Source organism: Flavobacterium anhuiense, assembly GCF_001705175.1.
GTDB lineage: Bacteria > Bacteroidota > Bacteroidia > Flavobacteriales > Flavobacteriaceae > Flavobacterium > Flavobacterium anhuiense.
In genome coordinates this window covers 3,874,622-3,898,908 of sequence record NZ_CP016907.1, presented here as the reverse complement: position 1 = coordinate 3,898,908, position 24,287 = coordinate 3,874,622, and the positions used below count along the sequence as shown (strand labels likewise).

Genomic DNA, 24,287 nt, shown 5'->3' with positions numbered 1-24,287 from the left:
AAGGCAAAAACACTATTATCGAATAGATTTTAGCCTTTTATAACTGTATTCATTTTTTTAAAGCAAAAACGCCGAAAAATCTTCGGCGTTTTTAGGTTTTTAGTTCAAAACCTTGAATTTAGTTTTAAGCAAATCGGTCGAATTTCCGCCGACCATCACTTCGAAATCTCCGGGCTCTACAACACGCTTCATTTCTCTGTTCCAAAGAGATAGCTCGTCTGGTGTAAGTGTAAATTCAACATTTTTTGTTTCGCCTTTTTTAATATTCAATCTTTTGAAACCTTTTAATGTTTTTTCTGGTGTAGTTGTACTGCTGTAAACATCATTAATATACAATTGAACTACTTCGTCTCCGTCTCTGTCTCCAACATTTTTAACATCAACAGATACTTTTACTTCTCCGTTTGGTTTAATTTCAGTAGTATTCAATTTTAAATTAGAATATTCAAACTTCGTATAACTCAATCCGTAACCGAATGTATATAACGGATGTTCGCTTTCTGCTACGTATTTATGTATTGCAGATGGTTTTTGGTTATAATATATAGGTAACTGCCCAACTGATTTTGGAACCGTGATTGGCAATCTTCCTCCTGGATTATAATCTCCAAATAATACATCAGCAACTGCTCTACCTCCTAATTCACCTGGGAACCATCCTTCTAAGACTGCAGGAATATTTTCAGCAATCCAATTTGTAGAAAGCGGACGACCGTTTAATAGTACACAAACTACAGGAGTTCCTGTTTTGTGAATCTCTTCAATCAATTGCTGTTGAATTCCGAATAAGTCTAAAGAAGCCACATCTCTGTTTTCTTCAACCAATTCATTAGATTCTCCTAAAACCACAATAGCAACATCTGCTTTTTTAGCGGCTTCAATTGCTGGCTGTAAGTTTACTTTTTCTAAATTCCAACGGAAATGAGCTCTGGCTCCCCAGCCCCCTTCCCACATTTCAATGCGTACTTTATATTTTTTGCCTTTCTCGATAATTTTTGGAGTTGTAACCATGCTTGTCGCTCCTTTTGTCCAGTTGTCGATTACCAATTGGTCATCGATATACATTCTGATTCCATCATCAGAACTTAAACCTAACCATCCGTCAAGAGCTTGATCTGATTTTAAGAATCCTGTCCATCTGATAGAAAAATCATCCACATTCACACCATCTCCAGGCGCCCAAGGCCAGTCAAACTCTAACTGACTGTCGATGCGAGTCAGCGCTGGGGTTCCTTCGAGATTTCTGTTATTGAAATATTCACCTTTTAATCCGTTTTGAGATTCGTCCGGAGTAAATAAATATTTAGATGGAATAATCTGTCCTTTTACAATCAACGGAACTCCTTCTTCATAAACCACATTTGCAGTCTTTCCAACTAGTTCCTTAACTCCTTCATAAACCGTCATTCCTACACTGTTTTTAGGAGCATAACCTCCCAATCTTGAAGCATTTGCATTTGGTCCGATAACTGCAATGTTTTTTAAGTTTTTGCTTAAAGGCAATGTGTTGTTATCATTTTTCAATAAAACCATAGATTTCTGAGCTGCTTCTAATGCAACTGCTTGGTTTTCGGGAGTATGAAAACGCTCTTTAATCAGATTTTTATCTGTGTACGGATTTTCAAATAATCCCAATAAGAATTTCAAACGTAAAACTGCTCCCGCTGCACGGTCGATGTTTTCCATTGTCAATTTCTTTTCGTTTACCAATTCGATAACAGTATTCTGCCAGAATTCATTTGAAAAATCGTAGAATTGCATATCAACACCAGCTGAAACCGCTTCTCTAATCGCGTCTTTTGGAGAATCAGCCACCTTGTGAGTTGTCTGAATGTATTTGATAGCTCCTAAATCTGAAACTACAAGTCCTTTAAAACCCCATTCGTTTCTCAAAACATCCGTCAATAACCAATGATTGGCTGCACAAGGAATTCCGTCCAACTCTGAATACGCACACATGGTTCCTAAAGCACCGCCTTTTCTGAATGCTTTTTCAAAAGATGGCAAATGATCTTCTCTTGCAGAACGTTCTCCAACCAAAATCGGAGAAGAATTTCCTCCAGCCTGCGGAATACCGTGAACGGCAAAATGTTTTGGTTCAGCAATAATAGAACGATCTGATTTTAAGTCTTCTCCCTGCATTCCTTTAATAAACGCCAAACCAATTTCGCTATTTAAATAAGCATCTTCACCAAAAGTTTCGGCAACTCTACCCCAACGTGGCTCGCGTCCTAAATCTAAGTTCGGTCCAAAACCAAAATGAACACCATGCGCTCTGGCTTCCATACCAATAACTTTACCCACTTTGTCCATTGTGGCAATATCCCAAGTTGCGCCAAGACCAATATTCATAGGGAAAGCAGTACTTCCTTCGTCTAAATATCCGTGAAGCATTTCACACATAATCAGCGCCGGAATTCCCCAACGGTTTCCTTTGATTACATTCGTTTGTAAATCATTGATCATTTTCGCCGAACGCGGATACAAATCATGAATCGCTCCAATTCCTAATTTCCCGATTTTTTCTGCCGATTTACCTTTAGCAAAATCTTCTTTATCTTTAAAAAAATCTCCTCTATACATATCCATCTGACGCACTTTTTCTTCAAGCGTCATACGGCTTAACAAGTCTTTTACTCTGTCTTCAACAGGCACTTTCGCATCCTGGTACAGATACTTTTTCTGGGCATGGATTTGGTTTAAAAAACCAACAGCCATTACAAAAATAATGGCCGTTTTCTTCATTCTTAATTGTAACATAGTTGTGTTGTGTTTAGTTTTGAATCACTTTAAGCTTTGTTCCATTCACAAAATCATCGTGCGAAATAAAAAAGCTGTTAAGTGTTTTTCCGTTTAACTCAATCGAGTTGATTTTTCCACCGTTATTGATTTGTCTTTCAATTACAATGCTATCTTTTTTATAATATCTTGGATCTAATTTAATTGTCACTCTATGAAACATTGGCGCTGTAATCGTGTAAATTGGATCTCCTGGAGAAATTGGATAAATTCCCATCATCGAATACACTAACCAAGCCGACATAGTTCCCGTATCGTCATTTCCTGGTAATCCTTTTGGTTCATTTTTGAAATATTCTCGAACCAATTTTTTTACCATTTCCTGAGCTTTATATTCTTCGCCTTTCACATAATTAAATAAATACGGATTGGCAATATCTGGCTCATTGGCCATATCAAATTGTTTGGTGTCGAAAATTTTCTGCAATTGTGCTGAAAATGCCTGATCTCCACCCATTAGTTTTTTCAAACCAATAATATCATGAGGAACCATAAAATTATATTGCCACGCATTTCCTTCAATAAAACCAACATTTTCTTCAAAATTAGCTCCTGAATTTGGGTCAAAAGGTTCGTACCATTTTCCGTCGGGCGTTCTTGGACGAAGCAGATTTAAGTTTTTATCAAATAATTTTCTATAAGATAATGAACGTTCTTTAAAACGTTTTACATTGTCTTTGTCTCCAAATTCGTTGGCCATAAGCGAAATAGAATAATCTGAAATATTATATTCTTGAGTCGTCGAAACAGGACCTTTGTTGTCGGTTGTTAAATATCCTTTTTTGATATAATCTTTCAATCCTGGACGAAGCGGATTATTTTCAACATTATCTGCGCCTTTCAACATCGCATAATAGGCTTTATTAACATCATAATCACGAATTCCTCTCATGTAAGTATCTGTAATTACAATACTTGCAGGGTCTCCAACCATGGTAAAGGTTTCAGTCGAATTCAGTTCCCATTTTGGTAACCAGCCGTTTTCATCAAACATAGTCAACATGCTTTTTATCATATCGGATTGCTGTTTTGGATAAACCAAAGACATCAATGGATGTACATTTCGGTACGTATCCCATAAAGAAAATACGGTATAACGGGTGTCATCGGTTTTAGCAATTTTAGTTCTTTTGATTACGGGATATTGTCCGTTAATATCGTTTAAAGTATTTGGATGAATTAAAGTGTGATACAAAGCTGTGTAGAAAATCGTATTATCCTCTTTTGTACCACCTTCAACCAAAATTTTAGACAATTCTTCGTTCCATTCGTTGTAGGTTTCTTTGTAAATTGCGTCAAAAGTTCTGTTACCCACTTCTTTTGCTAAGTTTTCACGGGCATTTTCAATACTTACGTACGAAATTCCGATCTTCACTTCAACCGTTTCTTGTTTGTCGAATTTATACGTAAAATAACTTCCAATACTATCCCCCACAACGGTTTTGATTGTATTTTCCATCATTCTTGCTTTTCCGTTGTAGCCCATCCATTGTGCTTCGACACCGTTGTATTTCGCAGGTTTTTTCCAAACTCCGAACTTTTCGGCAGGTTTAGAAAATTGAGCCACAAAATAAACCGGATAAGCATCTTCCGGACTGTTGTAACAAAATGAACCAACTGAACGCATTCCTTCAATTTCTGTAGAAGAAACGACTTTTATCATCGCGCCTTCTTCATTGGTTAATCCCAATCCAAGATTTAGTAAAATATTAGATTGCCCTTTCGGGAAAGTGAATCTGCTAATCCCAACTCGTTTTGAAGCAGTGAATTCTCCTTTGACTTTGTACTTATCGATGTTTACACTGTAATAAGCAGCTTTAGCCACTTCATTAGAATAAGTAGATCCGTATTTTAAATGATCGATTTCTACATTTCCAGTTGTTGGCATCAATAAAATAACACCCAAGTCTGGACAGCCAACTCCACTTAAATTTACTTGAGAAAATCCAGTCAAGAAAGTATTTTCATTCACATATGGATTCGAAAGCCACTGACTGTCTTTTTCCATTGGAGTATTTTTTACTCCAGCCACGTTAAACGGACTAATGCTTGCCATTCCGCGTGGTGCAATTGGTCCTGGGAAAGCAGCGCCATAATTGGAAGTCCCAATAAACGGATTAACAAAATCGGCAGGTTCCTGCGCAAAAATCGTTATGCTAAAAAACAGCATGTAGAAAAAACATGCTGTTTGAAATTTATTTGTATTTAAAACCATAGGTTTCATTTTTATCTATTGATCGCTTCGATTTTTAAAGTCCAAGCTTCTTTCGCTGGAAGATTATTTCTTAAGCTTTCCGGAATTATTACTTTAAATCCGTTTCCTTCTTTTGTCCATTTTAAAGAAGTTTTAGAACCTAACATCGTAATTTTTGTTCCTTTTTTCGGACTAATAGCTTTTACAGTAACTTCAGCAGGAATTTTGTCTTCTCCTTCTTTAGCTAAATAAAATGCAAATACATTTCCTGCTTTGTTTTGTGTAAAACAGATGTTTTCTTCTTTGTAAGGTTCAATTGGTTTTGTGTTGTAAATCGCTGTGCTGTTTACTTTCATCCAATCTCCGTAAGCTTGCAATAAATCGTAAGCCCCTTTATCCCATTCTCCTTCTGGACTTGGAGCAACATTTAATAATAAGTTTCCGCCTTTCGCCACAATATCAATCAATAAGTGAATTCCTTGTCTTCCTGTCATGTAAGTAGCTCCTGGAGAATAAGACCATCCACCGCCAGCTGGAATGCAAGATTCCCAAGGATAAGGCAATGTTTTAGCAGGAACACGTCCTTCTGGAGTTAAGTAGTTTTGGTTTTTACCGTGAACCGCTCTATCCACAACAATCAAACCTGGCTGTTTTTGACGTGCTTTTACAACCAATTCATCCATTTTAGGATCTTGATCAACTACTCTGTGTTTGATGAAACCGTTTTTAGATTCATTTTCTGTAAACTTCTCATCATAGTTTTCTTTGATGTTCACTTGATCTCTTTTTCTAACCCATCCACCATCTAACCATAAAATATCAACTTTACCGTAATTAGAAAGAATTTCTAAGATTTGGTTGTGCGTGAAATCAACATATTTCTGCCATTTTTCTGGGTATAATGACGGATCGTAGTTTACGTTTCTGTCGAAAGGAGGAAAATATGGATCCCAATAGTTTTCGTTATGCCAGTCTGGTTTAGAAAAATAAGCTCCAGTTGAAATGCCTTCACCTCTAAAAGAGTTGAAAATTTCTTTTAAAACATCTGCTTTTGGGTTGGTATGAAAAGGAACATCTTTGCTAGTAATCTTGTAATCAGAATATTTCGTATCATACATATTGAAACCGTCATGGTGTTTGGTGGTAAAAACCATGTATTTCATTCCGGCATATTTAGCGGCTTTAGCCCATTTTGCAGGATCAAATTTTACTGGATTAAAAGTCTTTCTTAAACCTTCGTAATCTTTAATATAATCATTATAATTAGATGGATTACTTCCTTTTTTACGTTCACACCATCCGTAATCTTCAGGGCAGATAGACCAAGATTCTACAATACCCCACTGGCTGTAAGTTCCCCAGTGCATTAGCAAACCAAATTTTTTGCCTTGCCATTCGTCTAAGTTCTTTAAAACTAACGGATCATTTTCTGGTACGTATCTTTCATCTTCATAAATCGCCTGCGCGAATATCTGAGCTGAAAATAAAAGGGCGATTATGAATATTCCTTTTTTCATCTTTAATCTAATTTATAATTTATTATTCTTTGTTTTTTCTGGTTTAATAGGTAATCTTAACTCGTTGGTTGAAATTATTTTCAACACATAGAAACATAGTTTAACTAAACTTAAAAAAGGCGTTTCACTAGTTAAAATGCACATAGTTTAGCTATGTGTGGAAACTTGTTTCTTCCATTTTCTTTTTTTCAGCACAAAAAACTATGCTTCTATGTGTTAAAATGTTTTTATTTTTTAATTACACCCAACGGGTTAATCTTAATTTAATTTTTCAAGTATCGGTTGATCTGTAAAAGTTAATTCTGTTTGAGCATTTTCATTAAGCTGCTCGAATACAACAAACTTATTCTCGCCCGCTTTCAACCAACAGCCAGGCACGTAAAGTGTTTGTTGTGGGCCTACTTTCCAATAACGTCCAAGATTGTGTCCGTTAACAAATACAATTCCTTTTCCCCAATTGGTCATGTCAAGAAAAGTATCAGCTGGTTTATCTATGCTAACTGTAGCCTCATATAAAACTGGTCGTCCAGATTTTATCGTTTCATTTTTAAGAACTGGCACTTCATTCATCGGCATTTTATACATCTCCCATCCACCAATAATTTCATATTCATTAATGAATACTGGAGAAATAATACCTTTAGTATTATGCACTATTTCGGCTCCGTAATTAATACGTCCCATATTTTCAACCAGAATTTCTAAAATACCGTTAAAAGGAATAGAAATCGTCAACTCGTAATTTTTGAAAACTCTATTCAATTCACCCACCTTAACTCCATTTACATAAACGGTAGCAAAGTCTCTCAATCCCTCAATTTTCAATTTGCCAGAAGAAATTGGCTGCGTAAATCTTTTACGATATAGAACATATCCGTGTCCTTGACCTAATTTTTCAAATGTTAATGGCTGCTCATTTACGACTGGTTTTTCTTTTTTGATCCAACTCAAAACATCCATACTCGATTTAACAGGCTGATTAGGATATTTTTTAACTGGTATTTTATCTGGAATCGGTGCTAATTTTGTTTTAGAATACTTTTGCATTACGTCACGAATAGCCATAAATTTTGGTGTCGTCCAACCTGCTTCGCTAATAGGCGCATCATAATCGTAGCTTGTAATATCTGGCTGAATATCACTTTCTTCATTATAATTTGCTCCAGAGGTAAATCCAAAATTAGTACCGCCATGCGCCATATAATAATTAAAAGAAACACCTGCATCGAGATACTTTTTAGTTTGACTTGCAATCTCCTCTGATCCAATTTTAACAAAAGGTTCTGCCCAATGATCCAACCAGCCAGGATAAAACTCTGCCACCATATAAGGCCCTTGACCTTTATGGTATTTATCGACTTGTTTCTTTAAATTCTCTATATTTGATTCTCCATTTGCAGTTGGCAACACCCCTTCAACCATACCGCCTTCAAACAACCAACTACCATCAGAAGTAAAAAAAGGCTCTGGAAACCCAGTTTCTTTAAGTATATTGTAAATGGCTGTTTTGTATGCTTTATGATCTTCAGCACTAATATCGGTTCTTTGAGAAACATAAGAACCAAATTCATTTTCAGCCTGAACCATAATAATTGGCCCTCCCTGGTTAGCAAAATTTCCTTTTACCACCGCATACAAATGTTCCAGATACGATTTACAAGCGTCTAAAAATGCTTTGTTGTTGGTACGAATTACCAAATCTGGATTGTTTTGCAGCCACCAAGGATAACCTCCAAATTCCCATTCACCACAAGCATAAGGACCTGGTCTAAGAATCACATACAGCCCCTCACTTTTAGCAATACGTAAAAACTCTGCCAAATCTTTATTTCCTGTTTTAAAGTCCCATACACCAGGCTCAATTTCGTGATAATTCCAAAATACATAAGTTGCCACAGTATTCAATCCCATAGCTTTAAGCATCTGCAATCGATGTCTCCAATACTCTTTAGGAATACGCTCATAATGCATTTCTCCTGAATGTATTTTTATAATTTTCCCATCTTTCTGAAATTCTCCATTAGATATAGAAAATCCTTTTGTTTGCGCCTTAGTAAAAAAAGGCATCAAGCAAATCAATACTACTCCAAGCTTAAATAATATCTTATTCATTTTTTAAAATATTTAATTCACCAAAATCTCATCCACAAACAACCAAGAACTTTCTCCTTTCGGACTTTTCTTTAAGTTACCACCGATTACTTTCACAAAACGTGCATTTTGTTTTTGGAAATTAATTTTGAAATCTTTCAATTCCGGAACCGGATTTGCCGCATACGGACGTGTTATTTTTCCAACTTGCGTATATTTAATTCCATCAGTAGAAATCAACACTTTAATTTGAATTGGGAAATTAACTCCAGCTCCTTGACTTTCTAAAGCTCCAACTGATACTTGCTCGATGCTTTCTATTTTTTCTAAGTCTATTACCAATTCCATATCATTTACCAGCCAAGCTTGCCATTGCCCGTCGTGGAAATTTTTGCTTCCGCGAATGGTATTTACCATCGTACTGGCATCTCCTTTATAATTATCGTTGTAAGGCGTTAAGTATTTCACTTTTTTCGCAAATCCTTTATGGAAAACAATAGTATCTGTAAATGTTTTTCCAACAGGTTTTTCATCTTGAAATAAAGAAGCTTTTAAAACTGTTGTTTCTTTGATTTCAATTGGACTTGTATATCTTATTGCATGATGTTCAATGCTTTGATTTCCTAAAACATATCTAATGTCTGGATTAGGAAACTCATTCTTCAGCTCTACTTTGATTTGTTTGTTAGCCAAATCAGCTGTTGATGAAGCCGTTACCAAATAAGCACTTTTCGCATAATTCAATCCCTGATAATCGTAACGTTTAAACATTGAAAACAATCTTGATGTAAAATCATTCCAATTGCGTTTTTCTTTCGGACTCCATAATGTTTCTGATAAAGCGGCCAATCTTGGGAAAATCATATACTCAGAATCTTTTGGTCCCGTAATATATTCTGCCCATAAATTGGCTTGACCTCCTAAAACATGAGCAGCTTCCTGAGGCGTCATTGTATTAACTACAGGATCAAATTTGTACACTTCACTTAACGGATTGTAAGCATCAAAAGCTAGAGGTTCTTCGTTTTGTGGTCCTTGATAAAAGTTGAAATAACAAGGTGTTTCTGGTGTCATAATCACATCGTGGCCTTGATCTGCTGCTTCAATTCCGCCTTTCATTCCTCTCCAGCTCATTACTGTTGCATCTGGAGCTAACCCACCTTCTAAAATTTCATCCCAACCGATAACTTTTTTACCTTTTGAGTTGATATATTTTTCCATGCGTTTTACAAAGTAGCTTTGCAATTCGTCAACACTTTTTAAACGCTCATCTTTAATTCTTTTTTGGCAGTAAGGACATTTTGTCCAATTGGTTTTAGTAGCTTCATCGCCTCCAATATGAATGTATTTTGAAGGGAAAATCGTGATTACTTCATCAATTACATTTTGCAAAAACTCAAACGTAGTTTCTTTTCCAGCACAATAAATGTCGGTAATGGGCCAAACTCCTCCTGACGGAACACCAATTCTCTGATTAAAACATGCTAATTCAGGATAAGAAGCAATAGCACTGCTTACGTGTGCCGGCATTTCAATTTCCGGAATTACTTCAACTCCTTTTGTTGCTGCATATTTTACAATTTCTTTTAATTCTTCCTGCGTAAAAAATCCGCCGTAAGTTCCTTTTTCGTCAGGATTTGTTGTTAATCTTGCATTCCAGCTTCTATTTTCCTGATCTACTCTCCAAGCACCAACTTCTGTTAGTTTTGGATATTTTTTGATTTCAATTCTCCAGCCTTGATCATCCACTAAATGCATGTGCAAAACATTCATCTTATGCGCTTCCAAACGATCGATTGTCGCTAGAACATAATTTTTATCAAAGAAATGACGTGAAAAATCTAGCATTAAACCTCTCCATTTAAAACGAGGTTCGTCATTAATGGTCAAACTTGGAATCTGCCATTTTGCAGAAGTAATCGCAAATTTGCTTTCGATAGCTTCTGGAAGTAATTGTCTGATGCTTTCTAAAGCGTATAAAAAACCATTATTCCCTTTTGCAGAAATAACAATATTGGTAGGATTTACATCTAAAACGTAAGCTTCATTTTTTAAGTTTGAATCTGTTTTGAGCAAAACATAATTGCTGGCAGGAGCTTTTGTAGTTACTTCTGGTTTCCATCCTGCTGCAGTTTCAAATCTTGAAGCCAAAGCATTAGCAGCATCTTTTTGAAAATCACCGTTTACTACAAACTTTGTATCTTTTGTAAATTCAAAAACACCTGTTTTGATAAGAGTTTGAGTCGGTTTCGGAATGATACGAACATCACTTTCTGTGTACACTTTCTGAGCATTAACAGATAGCACTGAAGTGATTAGGGTTAATAGGACTAGTAATTTTTTCATTCTTTGTTTTTTGGTTTCTTTAAAAGTACTTTTTGAGTAACTTTTAGAGATTTAGGTTTTTAGGTTTAGTTTGTCGACTGAAAGGAGAAATCTCCGTGAGTAACTCCGTAACGAAAAGCCAATCTTTGTAGAGCTTCTTGCGGAGATTTCTCCTTTCAGTCGAAATGACAAATATTGCGTATATTCTGTGTCGAATTCCGAGTGTGATTCCTCGTTCCTCGGGATGACAAGACTGTGTCGTTAAACTTTGACAAAGTTCTAAACGTTATAATTATTTATCCCAAGACATTTTAAATTTCGCGTCTTCCATTCTGTGGCCTTTCACGTCATCAGAAACGGCGTAATTAAAACCAGATCTTAGACTGTAGCCTGCATATTCGCCGTTTTTATTCAAAGCAATAAAACCAACTTGCAAGTATTCCATATCCTTGTGATTTTTATGTTTGTTGTAAATACGTTCTGTAATTTCTTTACAAGCATCAAAAGGAGATTTTCCCTGACGCATTAATTCAACCACCATGGCGCTTCCAGCAGTTCTGATTACGGCTTCTCCTAAACCTGTTGCCGCAGCGGCTCCCACTTCGTTATCCAAGAAAAGACCCGCGCCGATTATTGGGGAGTCACCGACGCGTCCGTGCATTTTCCAAGCTGCTCCACTTGTCGTACAGCCGCCAGAAAGATTGCCCTCTTGGTCTAACATTAGCATGCTTATGGTATCGTGATTTTCTATATTAATAACTGGCTTGTATTTAGAATCTTCCAGCCATTTTTTCCAATCTCTTTCTGATTCTGGAGTTAATAAATTTTCCTCTTTAAAACCTTCAGATAAAGCAAACTGCAATGCACCTTGCCCTGCTAACATTACGTGAGGTGTATTTTGTAAAACTCTTTTTGCAACAGAAATTGGGTGTTTGATTCCTTGCAAAAAACAAACTGAACCGCAATTGCTGTTGTGATCCATAATACAGGCATCAAGAGTCACTTTCCCTTCGCGATCCGGATATCCTCCATAACCAACACTACGTACATTCGGATCGGCTTCAGGTATTTTCATGCCGGCTTCGATAGCATCCAAAGCCGATTTTCCTTCTTTTAAATTTTTCCAAGATTCTTTATTGGCAGGCAGACCATGGTTCCATGTCGAAATAATAATTGGTTTTGTCTGTTTTTTTTCTTTTTCTTCTGTTTCTGGTTCATTTTCATGATTCGCAGCAAATCCGCTTACGCCCAAAACAGAACTTATGGCTAATGTGCCTAAAGTGGTTTTCTTGATAAAATCTCTTCTATTTGACATGTCTTTTGGTTTAAATTCAACTTTTCAGAAACAAAATGTTCTTGATGTTGCTAAATTAATCAGTAATAATTTTTAATCCCACAAAAATCGACTACAAGGTTGATTTTACGGCTGCAATTGTTTTTAAATTACTATCTGATAAGGCGTTTCCGTCAAAAAACGAAACTCCAGTTGCACCGTTTTTCTTAGCTAGCAAAATCGCTTCTTTTAATTCAGCATCCGATTTTAATCCCGGAATATAAATTCCTGTATTTACTTTTGTCTGTTTTCCTTCTAAATCGGCTACACCTTGTTTGGTTGCATAACCCACCCAGTCAATTTCTTCATCGTAAAAACTATGATAAATCATTGGATATACTTCGTCAATATTCCATTTATCCCAACGTTGGCGCACCATATGATCTGCCATTTCTGGATAAGGAAATACTGCTGCTGTTAATTTTTTATTGTGTTTATGAGCGATTTTATACGCATCATCAACCACTGCTTTTACAGCATTTAATCTGAAGTTTTTCCACTCCATATCAATTGAAGTATTGTGGCTGTTTTTTGGATTTTTGTGATGTTCTTTTTCGAACTTGCTTACGCAAGCATCGCAATAGCAAAAATCAAATTGTGGTAATTCTACATCTTGAACCAAGTTGTATTTTGGCAATAAACTGATTGGCAGGAAAATATCTGGAAAACGAATGTAATCTAAATGTACGCTTTCGATTCCTTCAACTTTTGCCAATCCTTCAACTAAACCTAAAACGTGGTTTCTAGATTCTTCTTTAGTTGGGCAAAGCCATTGGTAATAATCTACATATGGACGATTATCAAAACAAGATTTTCCCTCTTTGCTTACTTGATACCAATCTGGATGCTGTAACGCAACTGAATCGTTTGGACGATTCATGGCCATAATCCAAGCGTGAACTTTTAGTCCTTCTTTTTTTGCAAGTGGAACTAATCTTGCTAATAGTTTTGGGTTGGTTTGCGTGTTTATTAAAACTTCGTCAATACCGCCGTCTTTGTATTTTTTGAATTCTTTCGAATAATCTGCATCCGATTTTTTAGCGTCAGCAGTTGTCCAAACTCCAAAAGTAAATTTTCCATTTTGCTGATCTTTATTTTCTTTTTGACCGCACGAGAATAAACTCAGCGAAAGCGCTAACACTAAAACTTTTGATAGTTTTTGCAACTTATTCGTTCGTAATAATTTTACCATCTTCTTTAATTATTAAGGTTTTGTTTGAAAAAGGACTATTTACCAAGATATTAAATCCAGATGAATGATTTTCTAAAACTGGTTTTAAAACTTTTCCATCAACAACTATATTTTTTTTACTGATACTTTGCAGTGATTTTGCCCAAGATTTATTTTTATCGAAATATCTCTTTTGAGCGCGATACAATGTATACAGTTCCCATTTTACTTTTTCTTCCTGTGGAATTGTAAATTTATCATCGCTTTCTTTTGAAGAAAAATATACATAAGCCCATTTTTCGGGCTCATGCATATTTATCACTCCCATAGGCGACCAAACCCAATTGTATTCTGGGAGAAACTTTCCTTCTGAATCTTTTTTTCGTTCATATTTTCCGTCAACAACTGAGTGCTGCCAATTCACTCTAGAAAAATTGACTTTCCAGAATTTATCTCTCGGAACAATATTATCGAAATAGGACGTTTTATAAACTGACCACGGAATGGCAATTTCTAATGTCCAGCCTTTATCTATGTCTGAAGCATTATTTAAAGTTCCGTCAACCTTTACAGCCGATTTTAAACCGTCGATATTCCAATCGTTTAGAACAGTATTTTTTTCTCTATAAGGTTTATTGATAAATAAATCCCAAGCGGTGTTTAACGCATTAATTTCTAATTCATAATAATTATGAGTATCATTATCTGGATCGATAAAAACTTCAAAATCATTATTGTAGAAAATAATAGTATCCCGCTGTCTTAGATTTGCCCAAACGTGAGGTTCTTCTATTTTAGCGAGAATATAGTAGTAATTATCGTCCCAGAGCATTTTAACCTGAGTCTTATATTTTGGAGTTTCAACACCTTCTATGTCGACAAAAGGTGTTGTCCAAGATGCTTTTTCCCAAGCTTTGTCTGCTTCATCGCCGTCAATAACAATTTCTTTTGAAGTTTTATACGCAATATAACTTTTCGGTGTAACCTCTTTTTCAGATTGCGCATAACTCATCAATCCAACAAAAAAAACGGCAAGGGACAATAATTTACTTCTACTATGCATCTTTATATTATAAACTATTATTTTTTGTAAATTCAATTACTTCACTCAGTTTTCCGAAAGCGATTGCTACGTGAGTATCTGCCGCACCGTAATAAACCGCCAATTTATCTTCTTCAATATCGTGTAAAGCGGCGCATGGGAAAACTACGTTTGGCACATCTCCAACCATTTCATAAGTTTCTGCCGGTCCTAATAAATAAGGCTGCGTTCTGTATTTGACCTGATCTGGCGAATCAACATCTAAAAGTGCTGAACCCATTGCATAACGGAAACCGTTGCAAGTATTGATAACTCCGTGGTAAATCATTAACCAACCTTCGTCAGTTAAAATCGGAATTGGTCCTGCTCCTACTTTTGTACACTGCCAAGCACTTTGCTCAAATGGACTTGGTTTCATCACCAATCTGTGTTCACCCCAATACTTCATATCTGGACTATAGCTGATCCAGATATCTCCAAATGGTGTGTGTCCGTTATCACTTGGACGGCTTAACATCGCGTATTTTCCGTTGATTTTTTGTGGAAACAAAACTCCGTTTCTGTTGAATGGCAAAAAGGCATTTTCGCATTGGAAAAATTCTTTAAAATCGAATGTATAACCAATACCAATTGTTGGTCCGTTGTAACCATTACACCAAGTAATCCAATAACGGTCTTCGATCCAAACTACACGAGGATCGTATTTATAAGCAGATTCGATCATTTCTGTATTTCCAGATTTCATCTCAATTGGTTCATGATTGATGTCCCAATTGATTCCATCTTTACTGAAGCCAGCAAAAATGTTCATTTGAACTGATTTATTATCACATCTGAAAACCCCCGCATATCCATCTCCAAAAGGTACAACTGCACTATTGAATATACTGTTTGATGAAGGAATCGAATATCTGTCGATAATTGGATTCTCAGAATATCTCCACATTACATCTTTACTGTTTTCGGGTCTGTCTTGCCAAGGAATAGTACTCATTTTTTGTTTTTTTTTATTTATTAGTTTTTTGTTTTATTCTTTTGTCTATGACTGTTGTTTTGAACTATCATGCACAGTTTTGTCATTTCGCCGAAGGAGACCCGAGCGATAGCGAACAGGCGAAGCAAATCTTCGCAACAAGCTCCATCTCGTAAGTTGCCAATCTTTGTAGAGCTACTCGTGGAGATTTCTCCTTCGTCGAAATGACAAACATTAGAGAAATTCTCTACTCTAAAATCTTGCTTCTTTAATCTTGCATCTACAAAGTCTCTACTCTTCAATCTTTCTAACTCGATCCAACCAAGTAAACTTCAATACCGTAGTCGTCACTAAGAATACCGCTAAAGCCACACCCGCTTTTGGATAATCTCTGATGATAAAGTAAATCGGAAGCAGAATCATGCTTGACTGCCAGATAATACCAATTACACAATTCATCATATCTAAATAGAAATCATTATTTTTTTGGAAAGATTGATCTTCCGCTTTTAATTGTTTGTAAACTGGATTCCAGAATCCCCACGGTCTTACATTGCTGTAGAAAGATTTTAGGACTTCCATATCGGTTGGTTTGCTTAGATAAGTTCCTAAAAGACAGCCTAAAATTGACATTCCGAAAATTAATGGGAACAAGTAAATCGATGGTACTTGCGAAAGATCATGCAAGAATGTTCCAGCTGTTAAATTTGCTTTATTCTGATCTAAAATAAACTGAAGAGAAGCTGCAATTAAACCGCCGACCATTCCCCAGAAATAACCCCATCCGTTGAAACGCCACCAAATCCATTTTAAGAAGTTTGCGGCAACGTAACCTCCGTAAAGAGCACTTGTAATCCAAAGTGTTAAAGAGTTGATAGAATCAGCAAAGAATCCCATAAAAACTCCTAAACCAACAACCAAGAAAGAAGAAATCTGACTTACTTTGATATAATGTTTGTTTGAAGCAACTGGTTTGAAGTATTTTTTATAAATATCATTTACGATATACGCTGGTCCTGCATTTACGAAAGCCGAGAATCCAGACATAAAGGCTGCTAATAATCCCGCTAAAAGAATTCCTTTAATACCAACTGGAATATAAAGATTGATCACTTTTGGCATCAACAATTCTAAATCTGCTCCAGTAAGATTAACGTTTGCATTTAATTCTGGTGCTAAATTCACTAAAGCAATCACTACAATTCCCGTAATCAATAAATATCTAGGAATGAATAAAATCAAGTTCGTAAAACCACTCATATAAGCCGCTTCTTTTACTGATTTTGTAGAAAGAACACGCTGTAAATCGTAACTTGGAGTTGGTCCAGCCACACTTGCAAAGAAACCTTTGAACAAAGTCATTCCGATGAAAGCGCCAAACATTTTATATCCTTCTGTATCAATTAATCTGTTGAATGTTTCGAATTTATCGCTCCACTGTGTTTCAAATTCCCATCCGAAGAAAACATTCTTCCATTCTGGCGTAATAACCGAATTGATTTGAATATCAGTATAATTAATGAATGCGTAACCAGCGATTAAAACTCCAGCAACAATCATAATTAAATATTGCACAACCTCTGTTGCGACAACAGAAAACATTCCGCCTTTAACGGTATAAATTGTTGTTAAGAAAATGATTAGCAAAGCATAAGCTTGTTCAGAAGTTAAAAAAACTCCACCATTCATATGAACTGTTAAATCCCAAGGAAGAATAATAGTTACAAATTTCCCGATTCCGACGAAGAAATAAGCAATGAAACCAATTGTAGAAATAATCGCAAAAATCGCCACAATAATATGGGATGCTTTTCCTGCCTGATCGCTTCCAAAACGAGTTAAAATCCACTCAGAACCCGTCATTACTTTTGATCGTCTAATCCAAATGGCGAGGAACATCATGACAAAAATCTGATTCCATATAGGCCAAAGCCACATAAACATGAAACTTTTTACACCATATAAAAACAAAACTCCAATCATCCAGGAAGTACCTGAAACATCAAACATTCCTGAGCCATTACTCAATCCTAAAAAATACCATTTGATTGATTTCCCGCCAAGGAAATAATCGTCAAGACCTTTTGATGCTTTTCTAGAAATCCAGATTCCAATACCGACCGAGAGTACGATATAGATTAAAATGATTGATACGTCTATTATGTTCATTAAATTATTTATTTTGAATTAGTTAGTTTAGACCCCAGTTTTTATTTGGCTGCGCTCCCATTACAAAATGAAGTACGCCGCCTTTTAATATTTCTTGGTGAGAAATGGCTGTTTTATTAAATGCCTTTCCGTTTAAAGTAGCCGATTGGATATAGAAATTTTTGTCTGAAACATTTTCTGCTTCGATTACAAAAGTTTTTCCGTTTGGAAGATTTAAAGTCGATTTTTCGAAAATCGGACTTCCAATTTCATATTCGCCAGAAGCCGGATTCATTGGATATAATCCCATTGAACTAAATACATACCAAGCCGACATTTGGCCGCAGTCTTCGTTTCCGCTTAGACCATTAGCTGTTGTATTATATTGAGTATCCAAAATATGACGCACCCAATATTGTGTTCTCCAAGGCTGTCCCGCGTGGTTAAACATATAAGCAATATGATGGCTTGGTTCGTTTCCGTGCGCGTATTGTCCGATCAAACCAGAAATATCGGCCGAAACATTATTTCCTGTAATTTCAGAACTCTCCGTGAATAATTGTTCTAAGCGTTTTGTGAAAGTGGCATTTCCTCCGTGAAGATTAATAAAATCATCCACATTATGAGGCACAAACCAGCTGTGCTGCCAAGCATTTCCTTCAGTGTAATCGGTATGTTCTCTGTGGTTCGAATGTTTTGGGTCGAAAGGTTCGTTCCAAGATTTTCCATCTTCCGATTTTCCTCTCATGAAACCAGATTTCGCATCAAATAAATATTCGTAAGCTTTTGAACGTTTTGAGAAAAACTCATAATCAACAGTTTTGCCTAATGCTTTCGCCATTTGAGCTACACACCAATCATCGTAAGTATATTCTAAAGTAATCGTAACTGATTCGTCTAATAAGTTGTACGGAATGTATCCGTATTTTTTATAAAAATTCAATCCGCGTTCATCTTGCATCATCGTTGCTTTCATCGCCTCAAAAGCTTTTTCAGCATCAAAACCTTTAATGCCTTTTAAATAAGCATCTGCAATAACTGGAATCGAATGATATCCTGTCATTGTGTTGGTTTCATTAGCATATAAGGTCCAAACTGGAAGAATCTTTTTGGTTTCATAATACGCTAACATCGAGTTAATCAAATCTGAAACTTTCGTTGGTTCTAATATCGTCAACAATGGATTTTCCGCTCTAAATGTGTCCCAAAGTGATAATGTAGAATATGCTGTATAATCTTTCGCTGTAATAATTTTATCATCTTCTCTTCTAAACTGACCGTTTTTATCGCTGTACGTTACAGGTGCAACTTGTGCATGATATAAAGCGGTGTAGAAAATAGTTTTCAAAGAATCAACAGGAGTTTCAACTGTAATTTTGCTTAAAGCTTTGTTCCAATCTGAAGCTGCATCCGATTTTGCTTTTTCAAAACTCTGACCTTCAGCATCTAAATTGTTTTTTGCATTTTCAACACTTACAGAAGAAAGTGCCACTTTTACGCCTAATTCTTTAGAATTTTTAGAGTCGAAAAACAACTGTAAAGCGGTATTTTCGCCTTCAGCGTTTTGACCAGAAACTACTTTTTTATCAGCAGTGATAATAGATTCTGTAATAGGTTTCGAAAATTTGGCGACAAAAAACACCTTTTGATTTTTTGCCCAGCCTGTACTGTAGCGATAACCACTGATAGTATTGGCATCTTCAATTTTAACAGAAGTTTTTACCGCTTTATCCCAGTTAATCGCAAAACCTAAATCGACAACAACAGATTGTGTGTCGTTATTATTATAGGTATATTTATGGTATGCGGTTCTTTGCGTAGAAGTTAGTTCTACATTGATTTTAGGATCTTCAAGAAAAACCTGGTAATAACCCGGTACTGCTTTTTCGTGTACATGATTGTATTTTGATTTATACGGAAGGAAATCGCGTGAAGCGGCTTTGGCGGTTAAATCTAATTTTTTGTTTGTCGGCATAAATAAAATATCTGCCAAATCACCGATTCCTGTTCCGCTTAAGTGTAAATGACTAAATCCAGAAACTATTGAGTCAGAATAATGATAACCTGAACACCAGTCCCAGCAAGAAACTCCATTATCTGGACTCACTTGCAACATCCCAAACGGAACTGTCGCACCTGGATATGTGTGTCCGTGGCCTCCAGTACCTATAAAAGGATCTACATAATTTGCTGCAAAACTTTTGTGATGCGTATTTTTATCTACATTTATTTTGCAACTTGCAGTAAAAATTACCGTTAAAGAAAGCAGAGTAATTTTCCTCATATCAAAACAATATTAATTTAACTTTAAATTTAGATAAATTCAATTTTTACCAAAATATTTTTAGACGGACGACATTTAAACAGCCCTAAACATCAAAAAATAGTAACAAACGACATTTTTTTCTACGATTATGATTTTCAACTCCAACAAACCTTATAGTTTACCTATACGCTATCATGTTTACTTTTGGCTGACGTATTTTGTGTTTAACACATTCCGATGGGGAAGTTATTTTAACGATTATGTTTATTCCTTAAAAACTACTTTGCTTGGATTTCCTATTCACATGGCATTGTGTTATTTGAATATTTTGGTTTTGATGCCTCATTTGGTTTACAAAAAAAAGTACTTCCTATATATAGTAACTGTATTGTCGGCAATTTTTGTGATGGTCGTCCTAAAATTTAATCTAACATATTTACTGATCACACACGATGTCTGGCCTGAAGGTCCGCAAACCATAAACACGCTAACGCTCAATTATACTATCGATATGATGATGGGCGAATTGTATGTAATGACTTTTGTGACAGCAATTAAAATCACTTTGGATTTCTTAAAAGAACAAAGACGTGTAACCGATCTTGAGAAATCACAGTTGGAAACCGAATTATTGTTTTTGAAATCACAGATTTCTCCACACTTTTTCTTCAATACCTTAAATAATATTTATTCTCTTTCGGTAGAAAAATCAAATAAAACGCCTAAAATAGTTTTAAAACTTTCTGAGCTAATGCGCTATATGCTTTATGAAACAAAAGGCAAAAAGCAGACTTTGGAAAATGAGATTATGTGCATCCAGAATTATCTTGACTTGGAAAGAATTAGAAACGGAGAACGTTTAGAAGTTGATATGTCCATTTCGGGAGATATACACGACAAAGAAATCTCTCCCGTTTTACTTTTGACTTTCGTCGAAAATGCCTTCAAACATGGAGTAAACAAAAACACTGGCAATGTTCTCATTGATATCAGGTTTAAGGTAAAAGGCGATTTTTTATATTTCAGTGTTTCAAACCCAATGCCCGAATTTACCGTACATAAAGATAATTTTAACAAGGCAAGTGGCATAGGTATCGAAAACGTAAAAAAAAGACTTGAATTAGGATATAATAAAAATGACTATAAGCTTTCATTTAAAAATAAAAAGAATATTTTTGTCGTTAAACTAGTTATAAAAGTCACTTAAGCCCCAGCTTTTATCGGTTTAGAAAACTATACCTACAAAAAACCAAATATCGGCCTAAAATACTATTTAGAAATGAAAATAAAGTGTTTAATTATCGATGATGAGCCATTGGCAATAAACGTTATTAAAAATTATATTGAACAGATTGAGGATTTAGAATTAGTAAACACTTTCAGTAATTCTATTGAAGGATTAAATTTCTTAAAAAACAATACTATAGATGTAATTTTTCTAGACATAAATATGCCTGTTTTAGACGGTATTAATTTCATTAAAAGTTTAGAAAACCCTCCTTTGCTTATTATCACAAGTGCCTACGACCAATTTGCAATTGAAACTTATGAGCTTGATGTTTTGGACTATTTGGTTAAACCAATTGAATTTCCACGCTTGATGAAAGCGGTAAACAAAATCAACAAACGCCTTAACAATACCAGTAAAATTCCGCAAGAAAACAGCAAAGAGAATCCTTTTATTTTTGTGAAAATCGACAAGAAAAAAATGAAGAAGATTTTCCTGAACGAAATATTAGTTATCGAAAGCTTAAAAGATTATTTAAAAATCAGTACCACTTCGGGAAAGTTTATCATACACAGCACTTTATCTGATTTCACAAGTTTACTTCCCGAAAGAGATTTCATTAGAATACACAGATCATACACCATTGCCATTGATAAAATTGACGCTGTAGAAGGAAACAGTATCGAAATTGAAGGGTTAAGATATGTTATAGGAAGATCTTACATAGACGAAGTAAAGCAAAAAATCCTAAACTCTTCTATCTAAAGGTTAACCGCAAAGCACACAAAGATTTTACGCAAAGTTCGCAAAGTTTTTTTTTCTTAATTTAAAAGAGAAAATAAAAAAGTTCGCAAAGCTTAATGATTAAGCTTTGCGAACTTTTTTATTCTCAAAATATATACGCTTGAATAAATATTCTTAGCGAACTTTGCGTATCCTTTGTGCACTTTGCGGTAAAAAAAACTTTGCGAACTTTGCGGTAAAAAAACTTTACAGTAAAAAAATAAAAACGAAAATGCGGCCAACCACGACCGCATTTTCTCTCAATTATAGGTAACTAACCAAAATAAACCATGAAATAGTCTATTATCTTCATTGCTGCAAAAAGCACTTAGAAATGATAACGTTTAAACGCCTCAATAGCCGAATAATCTGCTAATCCTAAGCTGTGGTATTTTTCTGCAGTCAATCTGTTTCTGTCTTCAACTCGCACCCAAAACTCTCTGCTGTCATCACCTTGAAACATAACGCCATCTTTTTGAGACTGGTGATAAAAAATAGCATGTCGTTTCTTTAAAACCTGATCAGGACTCATTGGTACTGCCATGTCAATTTGGTACGATTCCCATTCATGCCAAGCTCCTCTATAAAGCCAAACCCAGCAATCGTTCATAAAGTCTTTGTGTTTTAATCTTTTCAAAGCTTCAAACAAACTGTCTAAACACACTTTATGAGTTCCGTGCGGATCTGCTAAATCTCCTGCGGCATAAATTTGATGCGGTTTTATTCTTTCTATAATATCAGACATAATATCGATATCTGCATCTGAAAGATTATTCTTTTTAACCGTTCCCGTTTCGTAAAACGGAAGATCTAAAAAGTGTACATTCGAATCTGGCAAACCTAAATAGCGAGTTGCTCCGAAAGATTCACTTCTTCTAATTAATCCTTTTAATTTTCTTACTTCTAATGAATCGATCTCATTTCCAGTTCTATTCTGAAGAAATTCGATTATTTTATCAGACATTCTAGAATCTGGATGCAATGCTTTCGAAATTTCAGCAAATTTCAACGCTTCTTCATTAGAAACGGCAATATTTCCAGAGGTTTGGTATGCGACATGAACTTCATGTCCCTGCTCTATCAAACGGTCAAAAGTTCCTCCCATCGAAATCACATCGTCATCAGGATGCGGACTGAAAATGATTACTCTTTTCTTTTCTGGCACAGAACGTTCTGGTCTATACGTATCATCAGCATTTGGTTTCCCGCCTGGCCATCCCGTAATCGTTTGCTGCATTTTATTAAACATCTTAATGTTCAAATCGTATGCAGTTCCTTCTTCCGTTAAAAGACTTGACATCCCATTGTCGTTATAATCTTTATCGGTCAGTTTCAAAAACGGCTTTTTAGTCAACTCACTTAACCAAGCCACCGCTTTTAATTTTAATTCATCTGTCCAAACACAAGACTTTACTAGCCAAGGCGTTTTAACTCTTGTCAATTCAGACGAAGCTTCTGTATCTAGAACAAATGTTGTGTTGTGATGCTCTTGTAAATACGTAGCCGGTACTTGCGAAGAAATTTCTCCTTCGATTGTTTTTTTTATAATTCCTGCTTTACTAATTCCCCAACCCAGTAAAACAATTCGTTTTGCATTTCTTACGGTTCCAATTCCCATTGTAATGGCTTTTCTAGGAACATTATCTATTCCTAAAAAAGAAGCGGCCGCATCAACTCTTGTGATATGATCTAATGTAATGCTTCTGGTTCCTGAGTTTACGTGAGAACCAGGTTCATTAAACCCAATATGTCCCGTTCTTCCTATTCCTAATAGCTGAAAATCTAATCCCCCGTAAGAAATAATTTTCATCTCATAATCAATACAATATTGCTGCAATTCCTCGGCACTCACCTGCCCGTCTGGAATATTGATGTTTTCTGGATGAATATTGACATGATTAAATAGATGTTCATGCATAAAATGATAATAACTCTGAATATCATTTTTATCCATAGGATAATATTCGTCCAAATTGAAGGTCACGACACCAGCAAAACTAAGTCCTTCCTCTTTGTGCATTCTAACCAGTTCTTCGTAAACTTTGATAGGAGAAGATCCAGTAGCCAAACCTAAAACGCAAGGTTCGTTCAGCTCACTTTTTCTCTGAATTAAATTAGCAATTTCACGAGCAACCAATAAAGAAGCTTCCTGAGACGATTCGAAAATAACGTTATGAATTTTCTCAAAACGAGTTTCTTCAAATTTTCCTGCTTCTCTAAAACCTATATCTTCTTTAATCATGCTCGCGCTTGCTGTTTTAATTAACACAAGATAAAAGTAGAATTAAATTATCCTCTCGTAGTAAAAATTCGACTAATAGCGGCTAAACTTCGTCAGAAAACAAAATAAGGCAGGTTCAAAAAACCAACTCTTTTTTTATAAGCTTCGGATAAGCTTAATATTTATAAAAAATCAT

Annotated in this window: 14 protein-coding genes; 2 read left to right on the top strand and 12 right to left on the bottom strand. The window is 35.5% G+C overall.

Annotated elements, in window-relative coordinates; genetic code table 11:
* Positions 1 to 99 precede the first annotated feature (99 nt).
* The 11 genes from BB050_RS16665 to BB050_RS16615 form a co-directional block, all read right to left on the bottom strand.
* Positions 100 to 2,760, bottom strand: coding sequence for a glycoside hydrolase family 3 protein (locus BB050_RS16665; RefSeq protein WP_066034354.1), 2,661 nt, complete (start codon positions 2,758 to 2,760; stop codon positions 100 to 102).
* Positions 2,761 to 2,773: 13 nt separating this feature from the next.
* A complete protein-coding gene (locus BB050_RS16660) occupies positions 2,774 to 5,014 on the bottom strand; it encodes a GH92 family glycosyl hydrolase (RefSeq protein ID WP_066035207.1) in 2,241 nt (746 codons plus the stop codon).
* A gap of 11 nt (positions 5,015 to 5,025) precedes the next feature.
* Entirely contained in the window at positions 5,026 to 6,510 is a 1,485-nt protein-coding gene (locus tag BB050_RS16655) for an alpha-L-fucosidase (RefSeq protein ID WP_066034353.1), read from the bottom strand.
* Between the two features lie 258 nt (positions 6,511 to 6,768).
* On the bottom strand, positions 6,769 to 8,622 hold the full coding sequence (locus BB050_RS16650) for a glycoside hydrolase family 35 protein (RefSeq protein ID WP_066034352.1): 1,854 nt from the start codon (positions 8,620 to 8,622) through the stop codon (positions 6,769 to 6,771).
* Positions 8,623 to 8,634: 12 nt separating this feature from the next.
* Positions 8,635 to 10,947, bottom strand: coding sequence for a beta-N-acetylhexosaminidase (locus BB050_RS16645; RefSeq protein WP_066034351.1), 2,313 nt, complete (start codon positions 10,945 to 10,947; stop codon positions 8,635 to 8,637).
* Between the two features lie 271 nt (positions 10,948 to 11,218).
* Positions 11,219 to 12,241 (bottom strand): glycosylasparaginase, encoded by a 1,023-nt coding sequence (locus BB050_RS16640; protein ID WP_091135044.1) that lies wholly within the window; start codon positions 12,239 to 12,241, stop codon positions 11,219 to 11,221.
* A gap of 91 nt (positions 12,242 to 12,332) precedes the next feature.
* Positions 12,333 to 13,451, bottom strand: coding sequence for a putative glycoside hydrolase (locus tag BB050_RS16635; protein WP_066034350.1), 1,119 nt, complete (start codon positions 13,449 to 13,451; stop codon positions 12,333 to 12,335).
* Entirely contained in the window at positions 13,426 to 14,493 is a 1,068-nt protein-coding gene (locus BB050_RS16630; RefSeq protein WP_066034349.1) for a carbohydrate-binding family 9-like protein, read from the bottom strand. Before BB050_RS16630 ends, BB050_RS16635 begins: the two co-directional genes overlap by 26 nt.
* Before the next feature lie 7 nt (positions 14,494 to 14,500).
* Positions 14,501 to 15,466, bottom strand: a complete 966-nt coding sequence (locus BB050_RS16625; RefSeq protein WP_066034348.1) for a glycoside hydrolase family 130 protein — start codon at positions 15,464 to 15,466, stop codon at positions 14,501 to 14,503.
* Positions 15,467 to 15,736: 270 nt separating this feature from the next.
* Positions 15,737 to 17,614, bottom strand: a complete 1,878-nt coding sequence (locus BB050_RS16620) for a sodium:solute symporter family protein (RefSeq protein ID WP_066034347.1) — start codon at positions 17,612 to 17,614, stop codon at positions 15,737 to 15,739.
* A 22-nt stretch (positions 17,615 to 17,636) separates the two neighbouring features.
* The gene (locus BB050_RS16615; RefSeq protein ID WP_066034346.1) at positions 17,637 to 19,877 is read right to left on the bottom strand and encodes a GH92 family glycosyl hydrolase; all 2,241 of its coding nucleotides are present in this window, start codon (positions 19,875 to 19,877) and stop codon (positions 17,637 to 17,639) included.
* A gap of 130 nt (positions 19,878 to 20,007) precedes the next feature.
* Between BB050_RS16615 and BB050_RS16610 the strand changes: the two genes are divergently transcribed.
* Positions 20,008 to 21,066 carry a sensor histidine kinase gene (locus BB050_RS16610; protein ID WP_008467436.1) on the top strand — a complete coding sequence of 353 codons (1,059 nt, stop codon included), beginning with the start codon at positions 20,008 to 20,010 and terminating at the stop codon, positions 21,064 to 21,066.
* 72 nt (positions 21,067 to 21,138) lie between these two features.
* Positions 21,139 to 21,852: a LytR/AlgR family response regulator transcription factor gene (locus tag BB050_RS16605; RefSeq protein ID WP_008467437.1), complete on the top strand. Its 714-nt coding sequence runs from the start codon at positions 21,139 to 21,141 to the stop codon at positions 21,850 to 21,852.
* Between the two features lie 346 nt (positions 21,853 to 22,198).
* On the opposite strand, the gene nagB is transcribed toward BB050_RS16605, so the two are convergent.
* Positions 22,199 to 24,112 (bottom strand): glucosamine-6-phosphate deaminase, encoded by a 1,914-nt coding sequence (gene nagB / locus BB050_RS16600; RefSeq protein ID WP_066034345.1) that lies wholly within the window; start codon positions 24,110 to 24,112, stop codon positions 22,199 to 22,201.
* Positions 24,113 to 24,287: the final 175 nt, after the last annotated feature.